Below are 20,095 nucleotides of genomic sequence, written 5' to 3' on the forward strand. Positions count from 1 at the left end.
AACCGGCGACATGCCCTGTTGTGCGTGGTCGGTGGTAAAAACGAAACCAGAGTCCAACGGGGAGGTTGTGCCATGATCAACGAAACATACAAAGCCATGCTCGGCGGCAAATCGGTCATTCGAACCCTGAGTGAATACGCGACCGCAAGGGGCACCGAAATCGGATACGACAACGTGTTCGACTATTCGCTGGGCAACCCGAGCGTGCCGTGCCCGTCCAGCTTCACCAAGGCGATGATCGACATGTACGAGACCGCCGATCCGGTCGCGCTCCACGGATACAGCCCGTCGCTGGGTAACCCGGAGGCGTGCCGCACCATCGCCGAAAGCCTCAACCGGCGTTTCGGCATGGATTACACGGCCGGCCGCATCTTCCCGACGACGGGTGCCGCCGGTGCGCTCGCCCACGCGCTGCGGGCCGTCACCAAGCCCGGCGACGAAGTGCTCACGTTCGCGCCATACTTCCCCGAATACCATCCGTATGTCGAAGGCGCGGGCGCGCGGCTGACCGTCGTGCCCGCCGACATCGAGAGCTTCCAGATCAACTTCGCGGCGTTCGAGGCGGCGCTGAACCCCGAGGTGGCGGTCGTGCTCATCAACACGCCGAACAATCCCTCCGGCGCGGTGTATTCGGCCGAAACGCTCGACCGGCTCGCGGGTATCCTGCGGGCGAAGCAGGCCGAATACGGTCACGACATCTTCCTGATCAGCGACGAGCCCTACCGCGAGATCGTGTTCGACGGCGGCACGCAGCCGTACCCGGCCAAGTTCTACGACAACACGCTGACCTGCTACTCCTGGTCGAAGTCGCTGAGCCTGCCGGGCGAGCGCATCGGCTACGTGGCAGTCAACCCGCAGGCGACCGACGCCGAACTCATCGTGCCGATGTGCGGGCAGATCTCGCGCGGCACCGGCCACAACTGCCCGAGCTCCAGCATGCAGCTCGCCGTGGCGAAGATCATCGACGAGACCAGCGACCTGAGCGTGTACGAGACGAACATGAACCTGCTGTACGATGCGCTGACCTCGATCGGCTTCGACGTGGTGCGCCCGGGTGGAACGTTCTACATCTTCCCGAAGGCGCTGGAAGCCGACGCGAACGCCTTCTGCATGAAGGCCAAGGAATACGACCTGATCCTGGTGCCGTCCGACAGCTTCGGCGTGTCCGGGTACTTCCGCATGGCCTACTGCATCGACACCGACAAGGTGAAGCGGTCGATTCCGGTGCTGGAGCGCTTCGTGCGCGAGGAATACGGATTGTAGGCGAAACCGCGCTCTCAAAACTCGCAGATACAGCCCCAAAATGTCGATTCTGGGGCTGTATCTGCGAGTTTTGAGGGCGCGTTCCGTCTAAGAGCATCCAGAAAGCATCAGAAAACATTCGGAAACCGTTCCGCAAGGTTGCAGGACGGTTCAACGTCAGGCGCAGGGGCCGCTAGGAAAGCCGTCGTTCAATGGAGTCAATCCAAGGAAAGGACGACGACCATGAAACCCCATGACATGCAACCCCATGCGAGCCCCGGCGGCTCGCGGCGGCGTCGACCGCCGGTAATCGCGACGAGGCGGATGGTCGCCCTCACGGGTGGCCTGTGCGCGAGCCCCGGCGGCATGGTGCTGATTCGGCACCTCTCGGCCGGTTCCGCTGGCCCCGCCTCAACCATGCAGCCGCCGAGCGGCAACTTCGGTGGCGGCGCCAACACCATGCAATACGACTATTCCGGCAGCTACTCGGTGTCGCTCACCGTCGGCGAAGACTCCACCGCCGTCATCGACGGTACCGACATCACCGCCTCCAGCTCCGGGTCGAACGGCGTCTTCGCCACCGATTCCGGAACGGCGCTCGTCAACGACACATCGATTGAGACCATGGCCGACAATTCACGCGGGCTGGACGCGACCTACGGCGGCACGATATCGGCGAACAAGATCACCGCGGACACGCAGGGCGGCCACAGCGCCATCGTCGCCACCGATCGAGGCGGCGGATCGATCTCTCTCGCCGATGCGACGCTGAGCACCGCCGGCTCCGGCTCCCCGCTGCTGTATTCCACCGGCGACATTCAGGTGAACAACGTCTCCGGAACCTCATCCGGCAGCCAGATCGCCGGCATGGAAGGCCTCAATACGATCCTGATCAAGGATTCGACGTTGGAAAGCACGGTCACCGGCAAAACCGCATCCGACCCGATCGCCAATGGCACCATCATCTACCAGTCCACCTCGGGCGATGCGGAAGCCAGCACCGGCGAGCACGCCACGTTCCAGTCGGTCGATTCCACACTCAGCTCCGCCATCGGATCAGGGTCGATGTTCTACTTCACCAACACGACCGCCGATGTGGTGCTGCAGAACACTGAGCTTGATTTCGACACCGACGCGGCGACGCTCACGGACAACGCGGCGGCCGGCTCCGGCACGGGCACGGCGAGCGACGCCCCCATCACTGTGAATGTCGACGGCACGTCCACGTGGGTGGTGACGAAGGATACGACCATTTCCGCGCTCAACGTCGCTTCCGGCGGCGACGGCAACACCGTCACCATCGTGGCGAACGGCAAGACCGTGGTCTCCGGCAGCGGCGACGTGACCGTCACGGTGACCGGCTCGTATTAGACCTCGGTCTCGGCCGGGAGCGACACGGAGCTGTCGAGCGACACCATCGACCGCAGCGAGTTCGACAGCCGGTTCGGCACATCGACAGCGTGGACGATGGCATAACCATGGCGGCGTGCCAGACATCAACATCAGCAATCACTTCATCAGTCAGTTTTCAAAGGAGTCATCATGACCAGCAACAACAGCAACAATGTCAACAATGCGAATGGCGGCGAGAGCGGCAACGGCGCGGATGGTGCCATCGAGGGCGTCGCTATCGAGGCGGCGGCGAACGTCACCGGTTCGGAGCAGCGTCAAGCGGCTGTGAATGACGCCGCTGTGGCTGATGGTTCGGTGACTAACGGTTCGGCGGGCGGCTGGGGCGTGGAGCCCGGTTCCGCGGCTGGTCGGGCCGATGGTGGCCGGGCTGCGGCAGACAACGGCGGTACAGACGAGTATGCGGGGAATCGTGCGGCTGGTCTGGGAGACGCCGAATGGGCTGCCGGGACCGGGGCTGCTGGATGCGGAACCGCAGGATACGGCTCGGCTGGGTATAGGCTCGCGGCAGCTCCGGGCAGTTCCGGCTATGCGCCGAACGGTCCGATGCCGGGGAGCTACGGCGAGGGATCGCGTGCGGCGTGGTACGCGCAGAATGCGCCGACGCAGGCAATGAATCCGCAGCCGGAGAATATGCAAGCGGTGAGTGGCCAGAACATGAACGCGCAGGACGCGAATATGCAGGGCACGAATACACCAGATGCGAACGCGCAGGGCGGCCAGATGCCGTTGTATGCGGATTGGAACGGCCGGGGGCCGGTGCCTGGAGCAATGGGCGGTCAGGTCCCGACACCGAAAGGCTCGAAGGGCGGCGAACACGCGTTGAGCGGTAAGACGTGGGCATTGCTCGCCGTGGTGTCTCTGGTCTGCGGCCTCGTGGGCGGCGTCGGTGGAGCGCTCGCGGTGAACGCGCTGACCGACGACGAAGATGGCACAGGCAGCAGCCAGCAGATGCAGATGCCCGGAGGCATGGGACAGCCGCCCAGCGGAGGCCAATTCGGCAATGGACAGTCTCAGCAGTATGGCGGCTCAGGGAAGTCGGACAGCCAGCTCGGCAGTGGTTCCAGTGGCTCCGGCAGCAGCTCCAGCGGTTCCGGTTCCTCGTACAGCTCCGACGGCAGTGATGTGACCACAATGTAAGCCATGAGCCGGGCAAGGCTCAGCGCGAAGTGAAAGCGTCCAACCGCAATCGCTGCCCCCCCCCCTATCTGCCCCCATCATCCTCGTCAAATTACGGGTTGAAATAGCCGTTCTGGGCAATTCCCCGTGCGAAATCGCCGTTTTGAGCTCGAAAAACGGCGATTTCACACGGGGAATTGCGGATTTCGGCTATTTCACCCCGTAATTTCGCGTTCTGTTCGCCCTCCACAGCCCGTAAATGGCCCAGCCAGTCGGGCTTTACGGCTCATCCGGCCAGCGCATCGCTGACGAATCGGTCGACCGTCGACCAATGCGGCCCTTGCCTCCTCGGCTGCATCACGGCGCACGCCCTCCAGCTTGGCGCCGGGAACCTTACCGGCCCTGACCAGTTTCATCATCGAAAGCGGCGCCTGCGTGTCAAGGACAAATCGGAACATGAACGCCGACGTGGCCAGCGTCAACGCGCCTGCGGATGCCGCGGCGATGCCGGTAATTCGGCATCCGCGCCGTACCCGGCCGGCGCGTCGCGAGCGAAATGAGTCATGCCGATGCGTGAAAGCAGCCGGCGCAAACGCATCGCAGCTTCCCCTGCGGATACCCTGTGCCGACTGGATTCCAAGCCGGCTGCACGGCCCAAGCGCGGCCGGCATGCCCGGGAAGAGCGCGAAAGGCGTAAAATCCTCACGACCTCTAGCGAACCGCGCGAACGGTTGTTAGTGTTGATGCACAGACGATTTCGGTTGCCGCGGCAGGCGTGCCGTCGGCTGATTGACGCGGCGCGCCGAACGCCGCATATACCGCTTGGTGCGCACCAGACGTAGAGCGGCGGTCTCCAAAACCGCAGGTCGTTGGTTCGCAGCCAACCGCGTATGCCAGTCACTTGTTTTTTCGGGGTCTGCCTCCGCCGACGCCCCGACCGGGACGCTTCGTGTTCCATCCGTCTATCGTCTCCGGGAGCCAGCCGCGCGTGCGGCCTATCATGGCGTCGGGTTCGGGGAGCTTGAGGTTGAGCAGGCCGCCGCTGGTTATGCCGAGGCGTTCGGCGACCTGCTTGACGCCGAGAGATATGCAGTCCGAGAACACGCGACACGCAGTGAATCTTAACGACCGCAGGACTAGGCAAACAACAAATGGCACTACGCAGATGCTCATACACCCACTGCCACCTGCCCGTCACCCGCGGCCAAGCATGGGACCTCGGACATAACGACCGGCGCGACGGATACAACGGACCCGAACACGCGAGCTGCAACCGCAAAGCGGGAGCGGCCAACAGCAACCGCATGCGCGAACACTGGAACAAGCAAACAGGAAACAACGTGGCGACTGCAGGCCGGGTGAGCCTACTTCTTCTTCGGCACGTAGATCACAGTGTCGATCAGTTCTCGGTAGTGCGCGACGATCTGCGCGCGGCGGGTCTTCAGGCTGGCCGTCAGCATGCCGTTGTCTTGTGTGAACTCGTCGGGCAGAATCTCGAACTTGCGGATCGACTCGGCGCGAGACACGCCCTCATTGGCCTGATTCACCGCACGCTCGACTTCGGTGTGCACGATCGGATTGCGGGCCAGCGACGCCAGATCGGACTCCTCCTGAGCGCCCTGCGATTTCAGCCACGCGTTCGCATCGGCGAGATCCAACGTGACCAGCGCGGCCACGAACGGCTTCCGGTCGCCGATGACCAGGCACTGGTTCACAACCGGCGATGTCATCACGGCGGCCTCCAACAGGCCGGGGGAGACGTTTTTGCCGCCGGCGGTGATGATCAGATCCTTCTTGCGGCCGGTGATCGAAATGAAGCCGTCCTCGTCGATGTCGCCCAGATCGCCGGTGTGCAGCCAGCCGTCGACGATCTGCTCGGCGGTCACATCGGGATGGTTGTGGTATCCGCGGCAGACCAGATGGCCGCGTACGCACAGTTCGCCGTCGTCCGCGATACCCGCGGTGACGCCGCTCATCGGCATGCCGATCGTGCCGATCCGATTGTTCTCCGGCAGGCTCACGCACACCGGCCCGCAGGTCTCCGTCATGCCGTAACCCTCAAGCAGCGGCATGCCGATGCCGTTGAAGAAGTGCGAAAGGTTGGCGTCCATCGGGGCGCCGCCGGTGATGGCGAAGTCGGCGTTCGGGCCGAAAATCGTGCGGATCTTCTTGTACACCACCAACTCGTAGAACCCGTGGGCGAGGCGCCCCCGCCACGGCAGTTTCTCGCCGGCCTGCTCGGCCTTCGACCAATCCCGCGCCACGTCCGCCGCACGCAGGAACATCTTGCCGGCGATGCCCTTGCCGGCGCGCTGCGACGCTGCGTTATACACCTTCTCGAACACGCGAGGCACCGCCAGCAGCAGTGTCGGGCCGAACGACTCGAAATCCTTGACGATCGTCTTCATGTCGGAACTCAGTCCCAACGTCAGCGTGCCGCAGAAGCTCAGCAGCTCCATGAACCGCGCGAACACGTGGCTCAGCGGCAGGAACAGCAGCAGACGGCGGTCGGGCCACGCGCAGGCGCGGGGCATGTACTGCATGGCCGACAGGCACAGGAACGCCAGATTGCGGTGCGACAGCTCCACGCCCTTGGGGGTGCCGGTGGAGCCGGACGTGTAGACGATCGTCGCGAGGTCGTCGCCGTGGGCGTCGTTCTTGCGCGCCCAGAACTCCTCGTCGCTCACTTCCTTGCCATATGCCTGCAAGGCTTCGAGCGCGCCGGCCTCGATCACGAACACCTTGCGCAGCGACTGCACCTCATCGTGGATGGATTCGATCTTGTCGCGCTGCCCGTCGTCCTCGGCGAACGCGATCGTGGCCTGCGAATCGTTGAAGATCCAGCTTACCTGAGCGTCGGAATTCGTCTCGTAAACCGGGACGGTGAGCGCCCCGACCGCCATGATGGCCATGTCGAGCGCGGTCCATTCCCAGCGCGTACGCGACACGATTGACACGGCGTCGCCCTTCTTCACACCCAAGCCGATCAGACCCTTGCCCAGGGCGATCACCAGGTCGCGGAACTGCGTCGCGGAGAACGACTTCCAGCCGCCATCCGCCTTGTATTCGACGGTCGAGCCGTCCGGGTCGCGCTGGGCGCGGCGGTCAAGGAAATCAAACAGGTTGATATCGTCGTCGATCGGTTCCTTCAGCGGATTGGTGAACTCTTTGACCATGGTCGAGGAATTTACTGTCATACTCTCTTGAATACTCTCAGCGTGGTACAAAAACCGCGCGACAGGCGGCATTCGGGGGGGCGGAGGGGTCGGGGAGGGACACCGAGCATGCGGCGCGATGATGTCGCATTATGTGCGTCGCGCGTGGCCGGGGCTGTACGATGGGGGCAGGTTTGCCAGTATCGCGCCTTCGGTGGCGCGGCGCGGTGATTCGTGGCCGATGAAGGTGACGGGCGGAATAGGCGAGGTGCGGGCGAGATGCAGGCGAGCGGCATGAGCCGGAGCGAAGCGGCCCGAGCCGGACGGGAGCAATCATGAACATGCCGCCGGGCTGGTATCCGGACCCATCGGGCGATCCCTCGCTGATGCGTTGGTGGGATGGCGAGGAATGGGCCGGTGATTTCGCGCCGGCGCAGCAGGTGACGCCGGACGGCAACCGTATTCGCCGGGCGCGTACCCGATGACGAATGGCGACCGCAACCTGCGTCTCGCTGCATTCATCCTCAACATCATCTCGATGGTCGCGTTGGGATGGACGTTGCTCCCGCTGGCATGGATGATCCCGATGACGGTGATGAGTTGGGGCATCTACAAGGGCACACGGGCCAACACCGTGGCGTTCGGTGTGTGCAACCTGCTGTTCGTGAATACCATTGGAGGGGGGCTGCTCATCAGCAACAAAGAGCGGTGACCGATTCCGCGGAATTTCAGGCGTGTCGCGATTTTTGTCCCGTTTGTACAGGCGGTCGGGTAATGTATTCCCCTGTTGCCTGTCAAGGTGACATTGCGGACATAGCTTAGTTGGTAAAGCGCAACCTTGCCAAGGTTGAGACCGCGGGTCCGAGTCCCGTTGTCCGCTCGCAGATTCGGCTGGCTGAAGCGATTCGGCCGGTCGGCACGCAGACCCGGGCGGTTGGCGCAGAGGTAGCGCACTTCCCTGACACGGAAGGGGTCACAAGTTCGAATCTTGTATCGCCCACGGATGCCGAAGTTCACTTCGGTGTGCACTGGGTGATTGGCGCAGCGGCTAGCGCACTTCCTTCACACGGAAGGGGTCGTAGGTTCGATTCCTACATCACCCACGGCCGCTACGGTGGTCGGTTTTCGGGGCTATGGCGCAGCTGGTAGCGCATCTCCATGGCATGGAGAGGGTCAGGGGTTCGAATCCCCTTAGCTCCACAGAACAGAACGTCCCTCCTTCCGGGAGGGGCGTTTCTTGTTTTTTCGAGCCTATACCCGCAGGCGAGGATCCTCGGCATCGACAGCTCCCCGGACATGATCGCCTCGGCGCGCAAGCTCTGCCCCGACTGCGATTTCGATGTGCTGGACGCCGGGTCGCTCGACGAGCTCGACACCGATTTCGATGTAGTCTTCTCCAACGCCTGCCTGCAATGGGTGCCGAATCATGAACGGGTGCTGCCCTCCATGCTGCGACGGCTTAACGCCGGCGGCGTCGCGTCGGCGCAATTCACCGAGAACATCAACCTGCCGCCGCACATCATCATGCGCGAGACCGCGTGCGAGCCGAAATGGCGGCAGTGGATCAGCGAGATACGCCGCTACTACAATCTCGGCGGCGACAATTTCGACGTAAGCGCATACTATGATCTGCTCGCCCCGCTCTCCGCGCACGTCGACGTGTGGGAGACGAACTACTACCATGCGCTGCCTGGGTATGAGGCGATCCTCGACTGGTATCGCGGTACCGGTCTGCGCCCGTATCTGGCCCAGCTGCCCGATGACGGCCTGTATCTGCGAGTTTTGAGAGCGTCGGTTGAGCGAGCCATAGATTTTTCATATGTCCGCGGTCTTGTGTCGCGCCCTGCGACGTGCTTCGATGGTGGGTGCCGGCGGCAAGGGGCTTCGCCGGTGCCATATCAATGGTTCGCGCGTCAAGAAGGGGGTTGTGATGGTGTCCACCACATTGGACTTCGCCGAGAAGTACCTGCTGAAAACCGAGGTCAGGACCGTCGCGGTCATGCCCGACGACGATGATTCGGTGCGTGATGATGATTCGTACGACGCATAGTGCGGTGATCGTTCTCGATGATGTTTGTGCGAGGATGACTCATATTCCCGCACAAGTGCGCATGATGCGGATTCCCGGAATCCCGAGACTTGCTTTCGCTTGATGCCCGATTGGCCCGGTACCATACTCGCGCCTGTATCATTGAGGGCGATTCGTTGCATATCTTGCCACCGGGAAGGGTCATCATGGGGCGCAGTCGGTGATGCATTTCCACGTGCGCTTAATCCCGCGCAGATATGGGGACGGATTGGACACCTGGCCAAGCTGCCGGGCCGCTCGCTCGACCTCGATACGGCATGGCGGCGGTTGAGGCGGGGAAAATCGACTTCGTGAGGATTGTGATATAGGACATCAAAACGGCGGGATTCCGCCGATGCAACCTGTGGTTGCGCACGGTTGCGGGGCATGGTCGGCGATTGCAACCGTAAGATGGTGGCGGATGGCGTGGACGGCGTGCCATAGTGGGGTCATCGGCCGAACATGACATGATGGAATCACTTGAGAAGGGATTTGACGATGAGCTTCCGCACCAACCTGCAATACCTGCGCGCCCAACGCAACATGACCCAGGAGCGACTGGCCATGCTGCTCGGCGTCTCGCGGCAGGCCATTTCGAAATGGGAATCCGAGAAGGCCTACCCCGAAATGGACAAGCTGCTCATGATCTGCGATCTGTTCGGCTGCACGCTTGACGACCTCGTGCTCGGCGACGTGAGCGTGAGCGCCAGCCGGCCGGACTCGCACGGCGCATCGGCAACCGGCCGCGGCACGACTGTCGGAGGCATGACCGGTGAAGATGCCGGGAGCCCTGCACATGCGGGGAACGCGAAGGGAAGTATAGGCGACGCCGACGAGCCCGCGCATCTCGGTGCGGCCGGTGCCATCGAGCCAAGCCTCACGGGCGTGCCGACCGGCGAGACACCGTACGGAACCGGTTCGCCCCGCCCCGCCGTGCACGCCAATACGGCCACCCTGCCGCAGGACCTGACCGGCTACGACGAGCATCGCCGCCGGTTCGCGCTGCTCATCTCCGGCGGCGTTGCGGCGATCATCGCGGCGGTCGGTATCTGCAATCTGTTTGATTCAAGCAACTCCATCCTCGGCGTGACGCGGCTCAATGACTTCCTCACGTTCCTGTGCATCTGCATAGGTGTGATCGCCGGGCTGGCGATGCTGGTCCCGGGCGGCATGTCGCACGCCGAGTTCAAACGCCGCCATCCGTATATCGAGGATTTCTACACCGATGAGGATCGCAGCCGCGAGACGCGTCTGCTGGTGGTCGGCATCGTGGGCGGTATAGCGGCAATCCTGATCGGCATAGCGGTGACTGTGTACGCCGATGACGTGTTGGGCATCAGCGATGGATGGCCGAACGCGATCATGCTGATGCTGTACTCGGTCGCCGTCTTCAGTTTCGTTTACTGCGGAATACGGCACGGCATGCTCGACATCGACGGCTACAACAAGAAGGCCGATACCGATGGCAAGAAAGAGCGTGCAGCCGGGCATGATTTCTACGACAATCTGACCGGTACGGTATGCGGCATCATCATGTCGCTGGCCACGATAACCGCCCTGTGCCTACTGCATAACGACTGGAGCTTCGTGGGCCCGTTCTGGCTGCCGTGGCCGATCGGCGGCGTGCTGTGCGGCATAGCGAGCCTCATCATCCAGCTGGTCAAGGATTATCGCAGGCGCAACGACGACGGACAAGGCGCCGGGCAGCCCGGGCGGACGAAATAGCAAGGAAAGGACGGCCGATGGATGATCTCGCCGCGTTTCGTGAGCGGTATCCGTTGCAAACCATGCGATTGCCGGATGGCGAACCCTTCGCATACCGGTATCATCGCAATCCCTCCGCCCGCGCAACGATTGTGCTCCTGCCGGGCGGAATCGGGCTGTCCTGTTCTACCTGCATTTTGAACGGTTCGCCGAGGACTGCTCGGTCATCACCTTCGATTATCAGGAGCGGTTCGCGACGAACGCCGAACTGGCGCGTGCCATCGCAAGTGGAAGCGGACGCTTCGCCTGATACCGATGCCGCTGCACCGGCGTCTGATGGCGTGGGCCGTGATGCGCAAGATGCAAGACCTGTCGTCTAGCGAACGGCGGCTGATGCAGGGCCTGTGCGATGTCCTCAAGCAGTTGCTGAGCAAGCCGTATCAGCGGCATATGGCCGATTTGCTGATCGATGCTGCGTCGCACGCCGACATGGTGACGGCGGTCATCTCGCGCTGTTGGTGCGCATGGACGAGTACATGATACCGTACGCGCCTTCATCGGGTCGCATGCGGCCTGCTCTTAGCAGACGTCTCTAGTCTCGCGTCGGATCCTTCTGCAGGAGCAGGAAGATGAGCGCCAACACCAGCAGGATGGCGATGGAAAGCACGCCGAGGGAGGCTCGTGGTCTGCGACGCATGAGTGTGACCGTGAGCTCCCCAGCTGATGAGCGCAAAGGCAGAGATTGGTTTCACATGGGATTGTCCCGATGTCAAGGTCATGATGCAAAAGCGTTGGCTCTGTTAGGCCAAGGTTGACTTTTTGACTTGTATTGTAGTTGCTGAGTAGCTACAATAGTGGTATGAGAACGGGCAAGGTGGCGCGTATAGCCGATAGGGTCAGGAAGGAACTGGGCGAACTGACGCCGCAGGAGCGTGACCTTGCTGTCAAGGCGTTACGCGACGCCCTGTACGAGAGGTTCGCGTTGGACGCGGCGACGAGCGACCCGAACCAGATGGAGGCGTGCGTGCGCTGCGGCAGCATCCGCATCATCCGCAAAGGGCGTGGACGTGACGGCTCCCAGCGTTGGAAGTGCATGAACTGCAACAGGACGTTCGGCGTTCGCACGAACCGGGTGATGGGCATGAGCAAGCTCAAGGCGGGCGTATGGATGCGTTTTCTCGAATGCTTCGTGGATTGCCTGAGCTTGCGCAAGTGCGCCCAGCGTTGTGGAGTATGCCTGAAGACCGCGTTCCTCATGCGCCAGCGCGTCATCGAGTGCATCCGCCGATACACTCCCGTCCTGCGTTCCGAGGCCGGGTCGTGCGTGCGGTTGGACGAGACGTACTTCCGTGAGAGCTTCAAAGGCGACCATACGAAGTCCGCCGTGTTCGTCATGCCCCGCAAGGCGCGCAAGCGCACCAAGTCATTGAGGAAGCGTGGCCTGTCGAAGGAGCAGATATGTGTGGCGACCGGAGTGGATGACACGGGGCGTTCGTTCCTGACCGTGTGCGGGCGCGGCGTCATCTCCAAGGATCGTGCCATGAGCGCGTTGAAACCCCATATCGGGCGCGGCGCCGACGTGCTCACCGACGGGGCTCCGGCCTACGTGAAGCCACTGGCCGAACTGGGTGCGAACCTCACACAAACCGACGCGGACGATCACGCGATCAACAGGGTGAACACCTTGCACGCCCGTTTGGAGGACTTCATGTTCGGCTTCCACGGCGTATCCACGAAATATCTGCAGGCCTACCTGGACTGGTTCCAATGGCTCGGCGCGTTCACCGACGGCTGCGGCGACACCGGCGACGACCGTCTGCTCGCCCGCCAGCTCGGCAACAGCCTGTACCGCATCCGCCGCCGCGACTACCAGCGCATGGTCCCGCCATGCATGGGCTACTGGCAAAAAGCCGCATGACATCGTGCATACGATGTACAGTCAGAACATCGAAACATAGGACAAGGAGGCGCGTATGGCGAGCATACCCACCACGACCATGAGGATAGATCCTCAGCTCAAAGAGGAATCCAGCCAAGTGCTCGAAGACCTGGGACTCACCCTTTCCGGCGCGGTCACGATCTTTCTCAAGGCCGTGGTCAGGGAACAGGGGCTCCCGTTCGAGGTCAAGAAGGAAACGAAGGACAAGCAGTAGATGCCGAAGAAGGTTCAACAAACCGAGCACCCGGTGCTGGACATGACAATGCCCGAACGAAAAGCCACTGACATGAGCGGCTTCTTCCGTGACCATAAGCTGCCGGACCAAAACGTGACCGGATTCTCCGATGGAGCCTTGTTTACGGGGGACAGCATCGAATGGATGAAGACCATCAACGATGAATCCATTGACATGGTTTTCGCCGACCCACCGTACAACATCAAAAAGGCGGACTGGGACGATTTCGGCTCCCAAGAGCGCTACATTGAATGGTCGATGCGATGGATAGAACAGGCTTCCCGCATCCTTAAACCGACCGGAAGTCTTTACGTGTGCGGTTTCAGTGAGATACTCGCCGATCTCAAGCACCCCTCGATGAGGTATTTCTCCTCATGCAGGTGGCTAGTCTGGTTCTACCGCAACAAGGCGAATCTCGGCAAGGACTGGGGACGTTCCCATGAGAGCATCCTGCATCTGCGCAAGAAGGATTTCGGGCACATCAACTACGACGACGTGCGCATCCCCTACGGCAAGCACACGCTGAAATACCCCGATCATCCCCAGGCGGATTCATCCCAGTACGGACGCAAGGGAAGCCACTGGACGCCGAACCCATTGGGTGCGAAGCCCAAGGACGTCGTTGAGATACCCACCACATGCAACGGAATGAACGAAAAGACACCTCATCCGACGCAGAAGCCCGAAGAGCTGCTCAGAAAACTCATCCTCGCGTCAAGTTCGGAAGGTGATCTGGTGCTCGATCCCTTCTCCGGTTCCGGCACGACAGCCGTGGTGGCCTCGCAGCTTCACCGCCAATGGCTGGCCTGTGACGAAAACCCGGAGTACAACCAATGGGCCACGCAAAGGCTTGATTCCATCGACCATGCGCGGACCGTCGAACAGTGGATGGCCTTTGACCGAGACAATTACGAAAGAAGAAGATCAATCCGATGACCATGACATTGAGCCAACTGGCGGAATGGGCCAAAGACAAGGAACGGTTCACCACGGTTGCTGATTGGGCAAACTTCTGCCGCGAGTATCTGCAATTCGCGCAACCGGAAGCGATACAGGCCGTGATCGTGTCCACGAACGAGCACGTCTACAACTTCTACCAGTACAAGGAGGACGGGAACTTCAAGATCACTCGCCCGCTCAACACCGATCTGATGATCCCGGAATCAGAGTTCGACGCCGCCGAGGGAAACGTCATGGAGGCGTTGAAAGACATTCGCGGTATCGCCGAAGACATGGACGCCCGGCGCACGCTGAACAATTTCGTCTACACGTGTCAGCAAACCATTGGCGCGACCTTAGACTCGTTGCCGAGTGTCAACACTGCGAGGAAACTCAATGGAGACCTCTTCGAGAAGTACATTCGGAGAATCCTCAACGAGATCGGGGCCGAAACCGGTGAGGGCACCATTCAAGTGCCCATCAAGGTCGAAGGCGTCGAACCGTTCACTATGGCGTACCAACATGATTTGATTGTCAGGAAAGACGGCGAGACCAAGGCTATCGGGTCGGTGAAGACGTCCAGCAAGGATCGTATTGACAAGATATTCATCGACAAGTTCATGTACAACGTGCTGACCGACAGTCTTGACATGCCTCATTTCGCGGTGTTCCTCAATGACGTACAACGCGCCGGCGGGAACAACATGCGGCATCAAAAAGTAGCACAAACCTTCCTGACCGGGCATTTCAAGGGTTACACCATTAAGCTCAATCCACTTGACGGCGTCTACTATTGCGATTTGCGACCGGTAATGAAGACCGATGAAGTTCTCAAGAAACAGATCAGCACTCTTGACAATCTTTTGGTCAACGACATCTGGAAATTCATGGAGTAACCATGGAACGCCGCCACGCATCATGTGGGCGGCGTTCCATGTATTAAGTCAACCTTGGTCTAACAGAGCCAAAGCGTTAAGCATCCTACGGATTATATTGAGAAAAGAAGTCATTAGTAATACAATTGGCTTTGGAAAGGATTCATTATGAGCACTACCACTGTTCGCATGGATGATGATCTCAAAGCCGAAGTGAACGCCATTCTTGATTCCATGGGATTGAATTTCAATACGTTCGTGAATATGGCCAGCGTGCAGTTGGTGTCGCAGCGTCGTATTCCGTTCGAGGTGAAGGCGCCTGAACCCGTGCTGCCTCACGCGGGACATGTTGCCGCCAATGGGGTTACGTACCGTGGGGTCGACGAACAGGGGTATCCGGTGGTCGAAGTGCCGAACGCCATGGTGTTGAATCCAAGCCGGGGCGCCGACGGTGTTGCCGTACTGCCCAAGGCGTGGCGTGATGGCGAATAATCATGATATTCCGGAATTGATGCCGGTTCCGGAGCAATTGCATGTCTTCGACGTGTATCGCATGCGGGTGCGGTTCGAGGATGATCCGACGAAATCACGCAGCCATTACGTGGCCGCCATCGTCATACAAGCCGACGACGACGGTGGAGTGGCTGTGAAACTGACCAGCAATCCAACCTGGCATGGGGCGGGCGATGTGCAACTGCCCGAGTATGAGCATGCCGGGCTTACCCATCTGACGACCGCTCGCTGCGCGCAGCTGGTGCGGTTCCTCCGGTCGGATCTACAGGGGTTCACCGGTAGATTGAGTCGGAATGATGCCATGCGTGTGGCCAATGTGGTCGGCGAGGTAAAGCCTGAAGAACAGGTGTGGCTGTAATTCTGTTCTGCCGTCTAACTGGTTCGGGGTATTCACTGTGAACCAGTGCACAATTGCGATGGTCGATGTCTTTCTACAGTCCGCTTATATGTGAAGGTTTTGTGGTCGACGTTGCGTCATATGTTGCTTGTGACGTTGCGTAATGCGGCATATTGCTTGGTGAAAGGAGGTTGGGCCATGTCGATGGACGATGAAACGGACAGCCGATACACCACAGGGGACATCGCCAAACTCACTGGTGTGAGTGTGCGAACCGTGCAGTACTACGACGCCAAAGGTCTGTTGATTCCCAATGAGATCAGCGACGGCGGCCGAAGGCTGTATGGGACTGCAGAGGTCGAGCGGATGCGGGTCATCCTTTTTCTCAAAGGACTCGGCTTCAAGCTAGAGCAGATTCGCTCGATTCTGTCGGACGAGCGGCCGGAACGGGTGCTGGTTGATTTGCTGGATCAGCAGACGGCATCCTTGCAGTCGGGTATCGCCGAGCAGAAGCAACGTCTTGATGACTGCTTGCAGCTGCGCAAAGCACTGACGGTCTCGGCGTCTGACTTCGTATCGTCAACATTAACCGACATGGCAACCGTTATGAACACCACAACCACTCATTCCCTGCGCACCACATATTTGGTCATGCTGGCAATCACATTGCCCGCGACTTTGTTGCAAATTGCATGCCTCGTCATTGGTGTGATGACAGACGTATGGTGGCCGCTGCCGGTCGCCGTTCTGCTGGCGATTGCGCTCACTGTTGCGGCGATGAAGTACTATCGCTCCCGCGTGCAGTACCTATGTCCGGCTTGCCATGAGACCTTCCAGCCGGGTATGCGAGAGTTCGTATTCGCCGCACACACGCCCAAGACACGCAAGCTTACCTGCCCGCATTGCGGTCACAGGGGGTATTGCATGGAACTCAGCATCTGAAAGTTTCTGATTATAGCGTTCGATTTACCAACGGTAGTTGTCGCAGAATTTGCGACAACTACCACCCTGTCAAAATATGTGCGTTGTGCAGGGCTAAATTGTTTCAGGTCGCGGCTCGGGCGGTAGGGTATGCCGTTTTATCGCTGCTTCGGCGTTCCTGTTGCTGATTGATGGGTGACATTACGCTTGTGTTGGATCCTTCTGCAGGAGCAGGAAGATGAGCGCCAACACCAGCAGGATGGCGATGGAAAGCACGCCGAGGGAGGCGTTGCCGGTGATCGACGTGGTGGTGGCCACGAGGAACGTGCCCAGAATGCTCGCGGTCTTGCCGAAAATGTCGTAGAAGCCGTAGTACTCGTTGGCGTGGTCCTTGGGGATGATCTTGCCGTAATACGAGCGACTCAGCGCTTGGATGCCGCCCTGGAACATGCCGACGAGGATCGCCAGGATCCAGAACTGCGCGGCCGACACGAGGAAGAACGCGGCGAAGAACACGATGCACATGTAGGCCACGACCGCCGCCACGATCATCGCCTTGCAGCCGAACCGCCCGGCCATCCGCCCGTACAGGATCGCGCATGGGAACGCCACGAACTGCGTGACCAGCAGCGCCACCACCAGCTGAGTCGAGTCGATGCCCAGCTCGGCGCCGTACGAGGTGCTCATCGAGATCACCGTGTTCACCGCATCGATGTAGAAGAAGAACGCGAGCATGAACATCCACAGTGGCTTGTTCCTCACTATCTTGCGGAAGGTGCCGCCAAGCTCGCGGAAGGTGCCGCGCACGGCCGTTCCCAGCTGGTCGCGTGTGGCGCGGTAATGCTCCTGACGGTAGCTGGAGATCAGCGGGATCGTGAACGCGACCCACCAGACGGCGGTGATGATGAACGATGCGCGGGTGCAGCCGGTCGTCGTCCAGCCGAATGGCAGCGCCGGGCCGCCGAAGATCAACGCGATGCACACGATGAACGGCACGGTCGAGCCGATGTAGCCCCAGCCGTAGCCGTGCGAGGAGACCTTGTCCATGCGTTCGTTCGGCGTGGTGTCGATCAGCATCGAATCGTAGAACGTGAGCGAGCCGTTGAGTCCGATCGTCGCGAGGATATACACGACCAGGAACGGCAGCCACGTCAGTGGAAGCGCCATCGCGCAGCACGTGACGACGCCGGTGCCGAAGAAGCCGAGGAAGAACTTGATTTTCATGCCCTGCACGTCGGCAATCGAGCCGAGCAGCGGCATGAGCAGCGCGATGACCAGCGATGCGATGGTCTGCGCGTAGCCCCAGGCCGACACGATGTTGCCGTCCGCGGGCATCAGCGATTTCGCGTAGATCGGAATCACCGCGGTGGACAGCAGCACGAACGCGGAGTTGCCCACGTCGTAGATGATCCATTTCTTCTCGCGCGGGGTGAGTTTCGCGGTGGTGGTGAGGGCCGGCTCTGTGCCGGCCGCTGTACTGTCTGCCGGGCCATCGGCGGGTTTGGCTGCGATGCTGTCGTTCATGGGGACTCCTGACGTCGTGTTCATATATATCGTAAAGTGCCGTTTCCGGCATACCAAGTTTCCATATGAATTGCGGGTGAATTGTTGCGGGCCGGCGGGGGTCGGACGGGTCGGGCGCACAATGGGCCGCGTCGATCGTGGCGATCGTCATCGGGGTCGGCGTTCGTTATCTGGTACACCTATTATGCGTGGCGCAAGCCCGATCCCATCGAAGAGGCGCGGCGGGCGGATATGTTCGCTCGCGGTTGGACGCCGCTGGACGAGGACGTGCACTTCCCTCCGGCGTGGTTCGCCAAGATTTCCAAGCTGAGGACAGTCGGTTGCGAAATGCCGCATACGGCATGGGGCAGGGACGGCTGGATCACGTTCAACTACGACGTGATGCAGTTCATATCGGACGCGAACCCCAGCTATGCCACCGATATCGTGTTCCTGGTATGCCCGTGCACGGTGCCACGAGGCCTACTCATGTGGGCGACCATCTATCAGGGTCGCAAGATGTTTCAGCGCACCAGCGAGCAGGGCGGCATGCCCGCCGACGTGGTCGAACTGCTGAAGATGAGCCCGTGCAGACCGAATCTGATCGTGATGGATGGACGAATCTACATATGGTTGCGGGTGAATTACATGCCGTTGCCGCAGCGTTTTTCTGAATTATCCGCTGGAAAGCGATCTGATTCCGTTGACGAAGGAACTGCATCGCAGGCTCGCCCGCGATATGGGGATTGTCGGCCAGACGCCGTGGGCTGGCCGCGCCTGAGCGGTCATCGGCACGGTGATTGGTCCAATAGCGTCCTTAAGTGCGCGCCGAAACGACAAGTGCGCGCACATAGGGACGCAAACGGAACGACAGCGTTGCGCAACAATCCATATCGGCCGGGCGACGCTGCGGGGAATGGCTACTTCGCGGCCTCGGCCGGAGTCTCGTCTTCCTCGAGCTTGGCGATGACCTCGTCATAGCCGGGGCAGTCCGGAACGCCGTTGATGGAACGCTGAATGCCCAGCGAAGCGGCCGCGTTGGCGATCTTCACCGCATCGACAAGCGACCAGCCGCGGGCGATCAGTGCGCACATGGCACCGGTGTGGCACGAGCCCGCCGAACGGGTGTGCGTCGCCTTCGTCGGATACCCCTCCACATGGATGACTTCGCCGCCCGGCGTGCGCACCCACGCGCCGCGCGACCCCGCACGAACCACCAGCGGCGCGCGCAGCGTGGCGCCGAGGCTGTTGCACAGCGCCTTCATCGAGTCGTCGAATCCGCCGCCGACGGTCATCGACAGGGAATCGTCCACGAACACGCCAAGCCGGTCGGCGAGCGTGCGGGCCTCCTGACGGTTGCAGGACCAGATGGGCCGCACCAGCACCAGATCCTCCAGCAGGTGGTCGCTGACCATGTGCAGCGTGTTGGTCGGATTGAGCACGATGCTGTAGTCGCGCGTCGTCGGGTCCGAAGAGGTGCGATGCAGGAAGGCGTCGATGCCTGACGCGCTGTGATCCATCAGCGTGTTGGCGCTGATGTGCACCACATCGCCCTCGCCGGGCTCCACGCAGTCGAACGTGTTCTCGTTGCCTTGTGATTCGGCGCCATACGTGGCGACGAACGTCTTGCGCTCGCTGTCGTTGAGCACCAGACGGAAACCGGAATCGGCGTCGATGCGGTCCTGGCCGATGTGCTCGATGCCATTGTCGTTGAGAGCCTTGCGGATCAGTGACGCCCACGGCCCGTTGCCGATGACGCCTGCGTGCTTGGTCGCCGCCCCAATCCGGCTGGCCGCCTGCATGACGCGGAAGCTGCCGCCCACCGACGGCATGGTATGGTTCGCGACGGCGAATCCGCCCGGTTGGGGAATCGCGTCGATGTCCATCATGATGTCGACCCACACCTGTCCCAACGAGATCACTGTGGGGGAGGGCACGTCGTTTTTGCGTGAAAGCAGGCCTTTAAGTGAATTGAGCATCATTCCTCCTTGACGATTGCCGCGTTGCATGTATCGTATGCCATACAGTAACCGTTTTACCGTGATTTTATGAAGAGTTGCTGGATGCGGCAATAGTCAAGACGGGTGATATTGTGTGGATGTGTAGGTGAAAGCCGCAATGATACACGCTTGATT

Annotated in this window: 20 protein-coding genes and 5 tRNA genes; 21 read left to right on the plus strand and 4 right to left on the minus strand. The window is 60.8% G+C overall.

What is annotated here, in order from left to right:
• Positions 1–72 precede the first annotated feature (72 nt).
• From MMB49_RS01665 to MMB49_RS01680, 4 genes are all read left to right on the plus strand, one after another.
• Positions 73–1,263 (plus strand): pyridoxal phosphate-dependent aminotransferase, encoded by a 1,191-nt coding sequence (locus MMB49_RS01665; protein ID WP_047271503.1) that lies wholly within the window; start codon positions 73–75, stop codon positions 1,261–1,263.
• Positions 1,264–1,566: 303 nt separating this feature from the next.
• Positions 1,567–2,613: a hypothetical protein gene (locus MMB49_RS01670; RefSeq protein WP_229940918.1), complete on the plus strand. Its 1,047-nt coding sequence runs from the start codon at positions 1,567–1,569 to the stop codon at positions 2,611–2,613.
• Positions 2,614–2,784: 171 nt separating this feature from the next.
• Positions 2,785–3,792 (plus strand): hypothetical protein, encoded by a 1,008-nt coding sequence (locus MMB49_RS01675; RefSeq protein WP_047297663.1) that lies wholly within the window; start codon positions 2,785–2,787, stop codon positions 3,790–3,792.
• Positions 3,793–4,586: 794 nt separating this feature from the next.
• Positions 4,587–4,667 (plus strand) — tRNA-Trp (locus tag MMB49_RS01680).
• Position 4,668: 1 nt separating this feature from the next.
• Here MMB49_RS01680 and MMB49_RS01685 read toward each other — a convergent pair.
• Positions 4,669–4,875, minus strand: coding sequence for a hypothetical protein (locus MMB49_RS01685; protein WP_047271505.1), 207 nt, complete (start codon positions 4,873–4,875; stop codon positions 4,669–4,671).
• A 260-nt stretch (positions 4,876–5,135) separates the two neighbouring features.
• Complete coding sequence (locus MMB49_RS01690; RefSeq protein ID WP_033510125.1) at positions 5,136–6,968, minus strand: AMP-dependent synthetase/ligase; 1,833 nt, start codon at positions 6,966–6,968, stop codon at positions 5,136–5,138.
• A 293-nt stretch (positions 6,969–7,261) separates the two neighbouring features.
• Between MMB49_RS01690 and MMB49_RS01695 the strand changes: the two genes are divergently transcribed.
• The 16 genes from MMB49_RS01695 to MMB49_RS01770 all read left to right on the plus strand — a co-directional run bounded on the left by MMB49_RS01695 (position 7,262) and on the right by MMB49_RS01770 (position 16,478).
• A complete protein-coding gene (locus tag MMB49_RS01695) occupies positions 7,262–7,411 on the plus strand; it encodes a DUF2510 domain-containing protein (RefSeq protein WP_047271508.1) in 150 nt (49 codons plus the stop codon).
• Entirely contained in the window at positions 7,408–7,638 is a 231-nt protein-coding gene (locus tag MMB49_RS01700) for a hypothetical protein (protein ID WP_047271510.1), read from the plus strand. Before MMB49_RS01695 ends, MMB49_RS01700 begins: the two co-directional genes overlap by 4 nt.
• A 95-nt stretch (positions 7,639–7,733) precedes the next feature.
• Positions 7,734–7,806: transfer RNA gene (locus tag MMB49_RS01705), tRNA-Gly, on the plus strand.
• A gap of 48 nt (positions 7,807–7,854) precedes the next feature.
• Positions 7,855–7,926: transfer RNA gene (locus MMB49_RS01710), tRNA-Val, on the plus strand.
• 30 nt (positions 7,927–7,956) lie between these two features.
• Positions 7,957–8,029 (plus strand) — tRNA-Val (locus MMB49_RS01715).
• 24 nt (positions 8,030–8,053) lie between these two features.
• A tRNA-Ala gene (locus MMB49_RS01720) sits at positions 8,054–8,126 on the plus strand.
• Complete coding sequence (locus tag MMB49_RS01725) at positions 8,085–8,942, plus strand: methyltransferase domain-containing protein (protein WP_229940949.1); 858 nt, start codon at positions 8,085–8,087, stop codon at positions 8,940–8,942. Before MMB49_RS01720 ends, MMB49_RS01725 begins: the two co-directional genes overlap by 42 nt.
• A gap of 550 nt (positions 8,943–9,492) precedes the next feature.
• Complete coding sequence (locus MMB49_RS01730) at positions 9,493–10,719, plus strand: helix-turn-helix transcriptional regulator (RefSeq protein WP_047271514.1); 1,227 nt, start codon at positions 9,493–9,495, stop codon at positions 10,717–10,719.
• Between the two features lie 330 nt (positions 10,720–11,049).
• Complete coding sequence (locus tag MMB49_RS01735) at positions 11,050–11,238, plus strand: hypothetical protein (RefSeq protein ID WP_265067859.1); 189 nt, start codon at positions 11,050–11,052, stop codon at positions 11,236–11,238.
• Between the two features lie 319 nt (positions 11,239–11,557).
• Positions 11,558–12,616, plus strand: a complete 1,059-nt coding sequence (locus MMB49_RS01740) for an IS1595 family transposase (protein ID WP_229940920.1) — start codon at positions 11,558–11,560, stop codon at positions 12,614–12,616.
• Between the two features lie 55 nt (positions 12,617–12,671).
• On the plus strand, positions 12,672–12,851 hold the full coding sequence (locus tag MMB49_RS01745; protein WP_014759848.1) for a type II toxin-antitoxin system RelB/DinJ family antitoxin: 180 nt from the start codon (positions 12,672–12,674) through the stop codon (positions 12,849–12,851).
• Entirely contained in the window at positions 12,852–13,808 is a 957-nt protein-coding gene (locus MMB49_RS01750; RefSeq protein ID WP_101357186.1) for a DNA-methyltransferase, read from the plus strand. It begins immediately after the preceding gene.
• Positions 13,805–14,707: a hypothetical protein gene (locus MMB49_RS01755; RefSeq protein ID WP_225841023.1), complete on the plus strand. Its 903-nt coding sequence runs from the start codon at positions 13,805–13,807 to the stop codon at positions 14,705–14,707. Before MMB49_RS01750 ends, MMB49_RS01755 begins: the two co-directional genes overlap by 4 nt.
• A 147-nt stretch (positions 14,708–14,854) precedes the next feature.
• Positions 14,855–15,178, plus strand: coding sequence for a type II toxin-antitoxin system RelB/DinJ family antitoxin (locus tag MMB49_RS01760; protein WP_003815792.1), 324 nt, complete (start codon positions 14,855–14,857; stop codon positions 15,176–15,178).
• The gene (locus MMB49_RS01765) at positions 15,168–15,557 is read left to right on the plus strand and encodes a hypothetical protein (protein ID WP_041775331.1); all 390 of its coding nucleotides are present in this window, start codon (positions 15,168–15,170) and stop codon (positions 15,555–15,557) included. The genes MMB49_RS01760 and MMB49_RS01765 overlap by 11 nt, the downstream gene beginning before the upstream one ends.
• Before the next feature lie 177 nt (positions 15,558–15,734).
• Positions 15,735–16,478 carry a MerR family transcriptional regulator gene (locus MMB49_RS01770; protein WP_003815788.1) on the plus strand — a complete coding sequence of 248 codons (744 nt, stop codon included), beginning with the start codon at positions 15,735–15,737 and terminating at the stop codon, positions 16,476–16,478.
• Positions 16,479–16,658: 180 nt separating this feature from the next.
• Here MMB49_RS01770 and MMB49_RS01775 read toward each other — a convergent pair whose 3' ends face one another.
• Complete coding sequence (locus MMB49_RS01775) at positions 16,659–17,981, minus strand: MFS transporter (RefSeq protein ID WP_047271516.1); 1,323 nt, start codon at positions 17,979–17,981, stop codon at positions 16,659–16,661.
• Positions 17,982–18,212: 231 nt separating this feature from the next.
• Between MMB49_RS01775 and MMB49_RS01780 the strand changes: the two genes are divergently transcribed.
• On the plus strand, positions 18,213–18,941 hold the full coding sequence (locus MMB49_RS01780; RefSeq protein WP_047271518.1) for a hypothetical protein: 729 nt from the start codon (positions 18,213–18,215) through the stop codon (positions 18,939–18,941).
• Here MMB49_RS01780 and MMB49_RS01785 read toward each other — a convergent pair.
• Complete coding sequence (locus MMB49_RS01785; RefSeq protein WP_003811834.1) at positions 18,881–19,939, minus strand: PfkB family carbohydrate kinase; 1,059 nt, start codon at positions 19,937–19,939, stop codon at positions 18,881–18,883. The two genes, MMB49_RS01780 and MMB49_RS01785, sit on opposite strands and share 61 nt — an antisense overlap.
• Between the last annotated feature and the right edge of the window lie 156 nt (positions 19,940–20,095).

Origin of the sequence: Bifidobacterium sp. SKU, assembly GCF_026016405.1 — a bacterium.
Classification (GTDB): Bacteria; Actinomycetota; Actinomycetes; order Actinomycetales; family Bifidobacteriaceae; genus Bifidobacterium; species Bifidobacterium bifidum.

Bases quoted from the DNA above. Each gene is read 5' to 3' on its own strand.
- MMB49_RS01740 (WP_229940920.1), top strand. From the start codon at position 11,558: ATGAGAACGGGCAAGGTGGCGCGTATAGCCGATAGGGTCAGGAAGGAA.
- MMB49_RS01755 (WP_225841023.1), top strand. From the start codon at position 13,805: ATGACCATGACATTGAGCCAACTGGCGGAATGGGCCAAAGACAAGGAA.
- MMB49_RS01770 (WP_003815788.1), top strand. From the start codon at position 15,735: ATGTCGATGGACGATGAAACGGACAGCCGATACACCACAGGGGACATC.
- MMB49_RS01735 (WP_265067859.1), top strand. From the start codon at position 11,050: ATGCGCAAGATGCAAGACCTGTCGTCTAGCGAACGGCGGCTGATGCAG.
- MMB49_RS01690 (WP_033510125.1), bottom strand. From the start codon at position 6,968: ATGACAGTAAATTCCTCGACCATGGTCAAAGAGTTCACCAATCCGCTG.
- MMB49_RS01675 (WP_047297663.1), top strand. From the start codon at position 2,785: ATGACCAGCAACAACAGCAACAATGTCAACAATGCGAATGGCGGCGAG.
- MMB49_RS01785 (WP_003811834.1), bottom strand. From the start codon at position 19,939: ATGCTCAATTCACTTAAAGGCCTGCTTTCACGCAAAAACGACGTGCCC.
- MMB49_RS01695 (WP_047271508.1), top strand. From the start codon at position 7,262: ATGAACATGCCGCCGGGCTGGTATCCGGACCCATCGGGCGATCCCTCG.
- MMB49_RS01665 (WP_047271503.1), top strand. From the start codon at position 73: ATGATCAACGAAACATACAAAGCCATGCTCGGCGGCAAATCGGTCATT.
- MMB49_RS01780 (WP_047271518.1), top strand. From the start codon at position 18,213: ATGTTCGCTCGCGGTTGGACGCCGCTGGACGAGGACGTGCACTTCCCT.
- MMB49_RS01775 (WP_047271516.1), bottom strand. From the start codon at position 17,981: ATGAACGACAGCATCGCAGCCAAACCCGCCGATGGCCCGGCAGACAGT.
- MMB49_RS01745 (WP_014759848.1), top strand. From the start codon at position 12,672: ATGGCGAGCATACCCACCACGACCATGAGGATAGATCCTCAGCTCAAA.
- MMB49_RS01760 (WP_003815792.1), top strand. From the start codon at position 14,855: ATGAGCACTACCACTGTTCGCATGGATGATGATCTCAAAGCCGAAGTG.
- MMB49_RS01765 (WP_041775331.1), top strand. From the start codon at position 15,168: ATGGCGAATAATCATGATATTCCGGAATTGATGCCGGTTCCGGAGCAA.
- MMB49_RS01670 (WP_229940918.1), top strand. From the start codon at position 1,567: ATGGTCGCCCTCACGGGTGGCCTGTGCGCGAGCCCCGGCGGCATGGTG.
- MMB49_RS01750 (WP_101357186.1), top strand. From the start codon at position 12,852: ATGCCGAAGAAGGTTCAACAAACCGAGCACCCGGTGCTGGACATGACA.
- MMB49_RS01730 (WP_047271514.1), top strand. From the start codon at position 9,493: ATGAGCTTCCGCACCAACCTGCAATACCTGCGCGCCCAACGCAACATG.
- MMB49_RS01725 (WP_229940949.1), top strand. From the start codon at position 8,085: ATGGCATGGAGAGGGTCAGGGGTTCGAATCCCCTTAGCTCCACAGAAC.
- MMB49_RS01700 (WP_047271510.1), top strand. From the start codon at position 7,408: ATGACGAATGGCGACCGCAACCTGCGTCTCGCTGCATTCATCCTCAAC.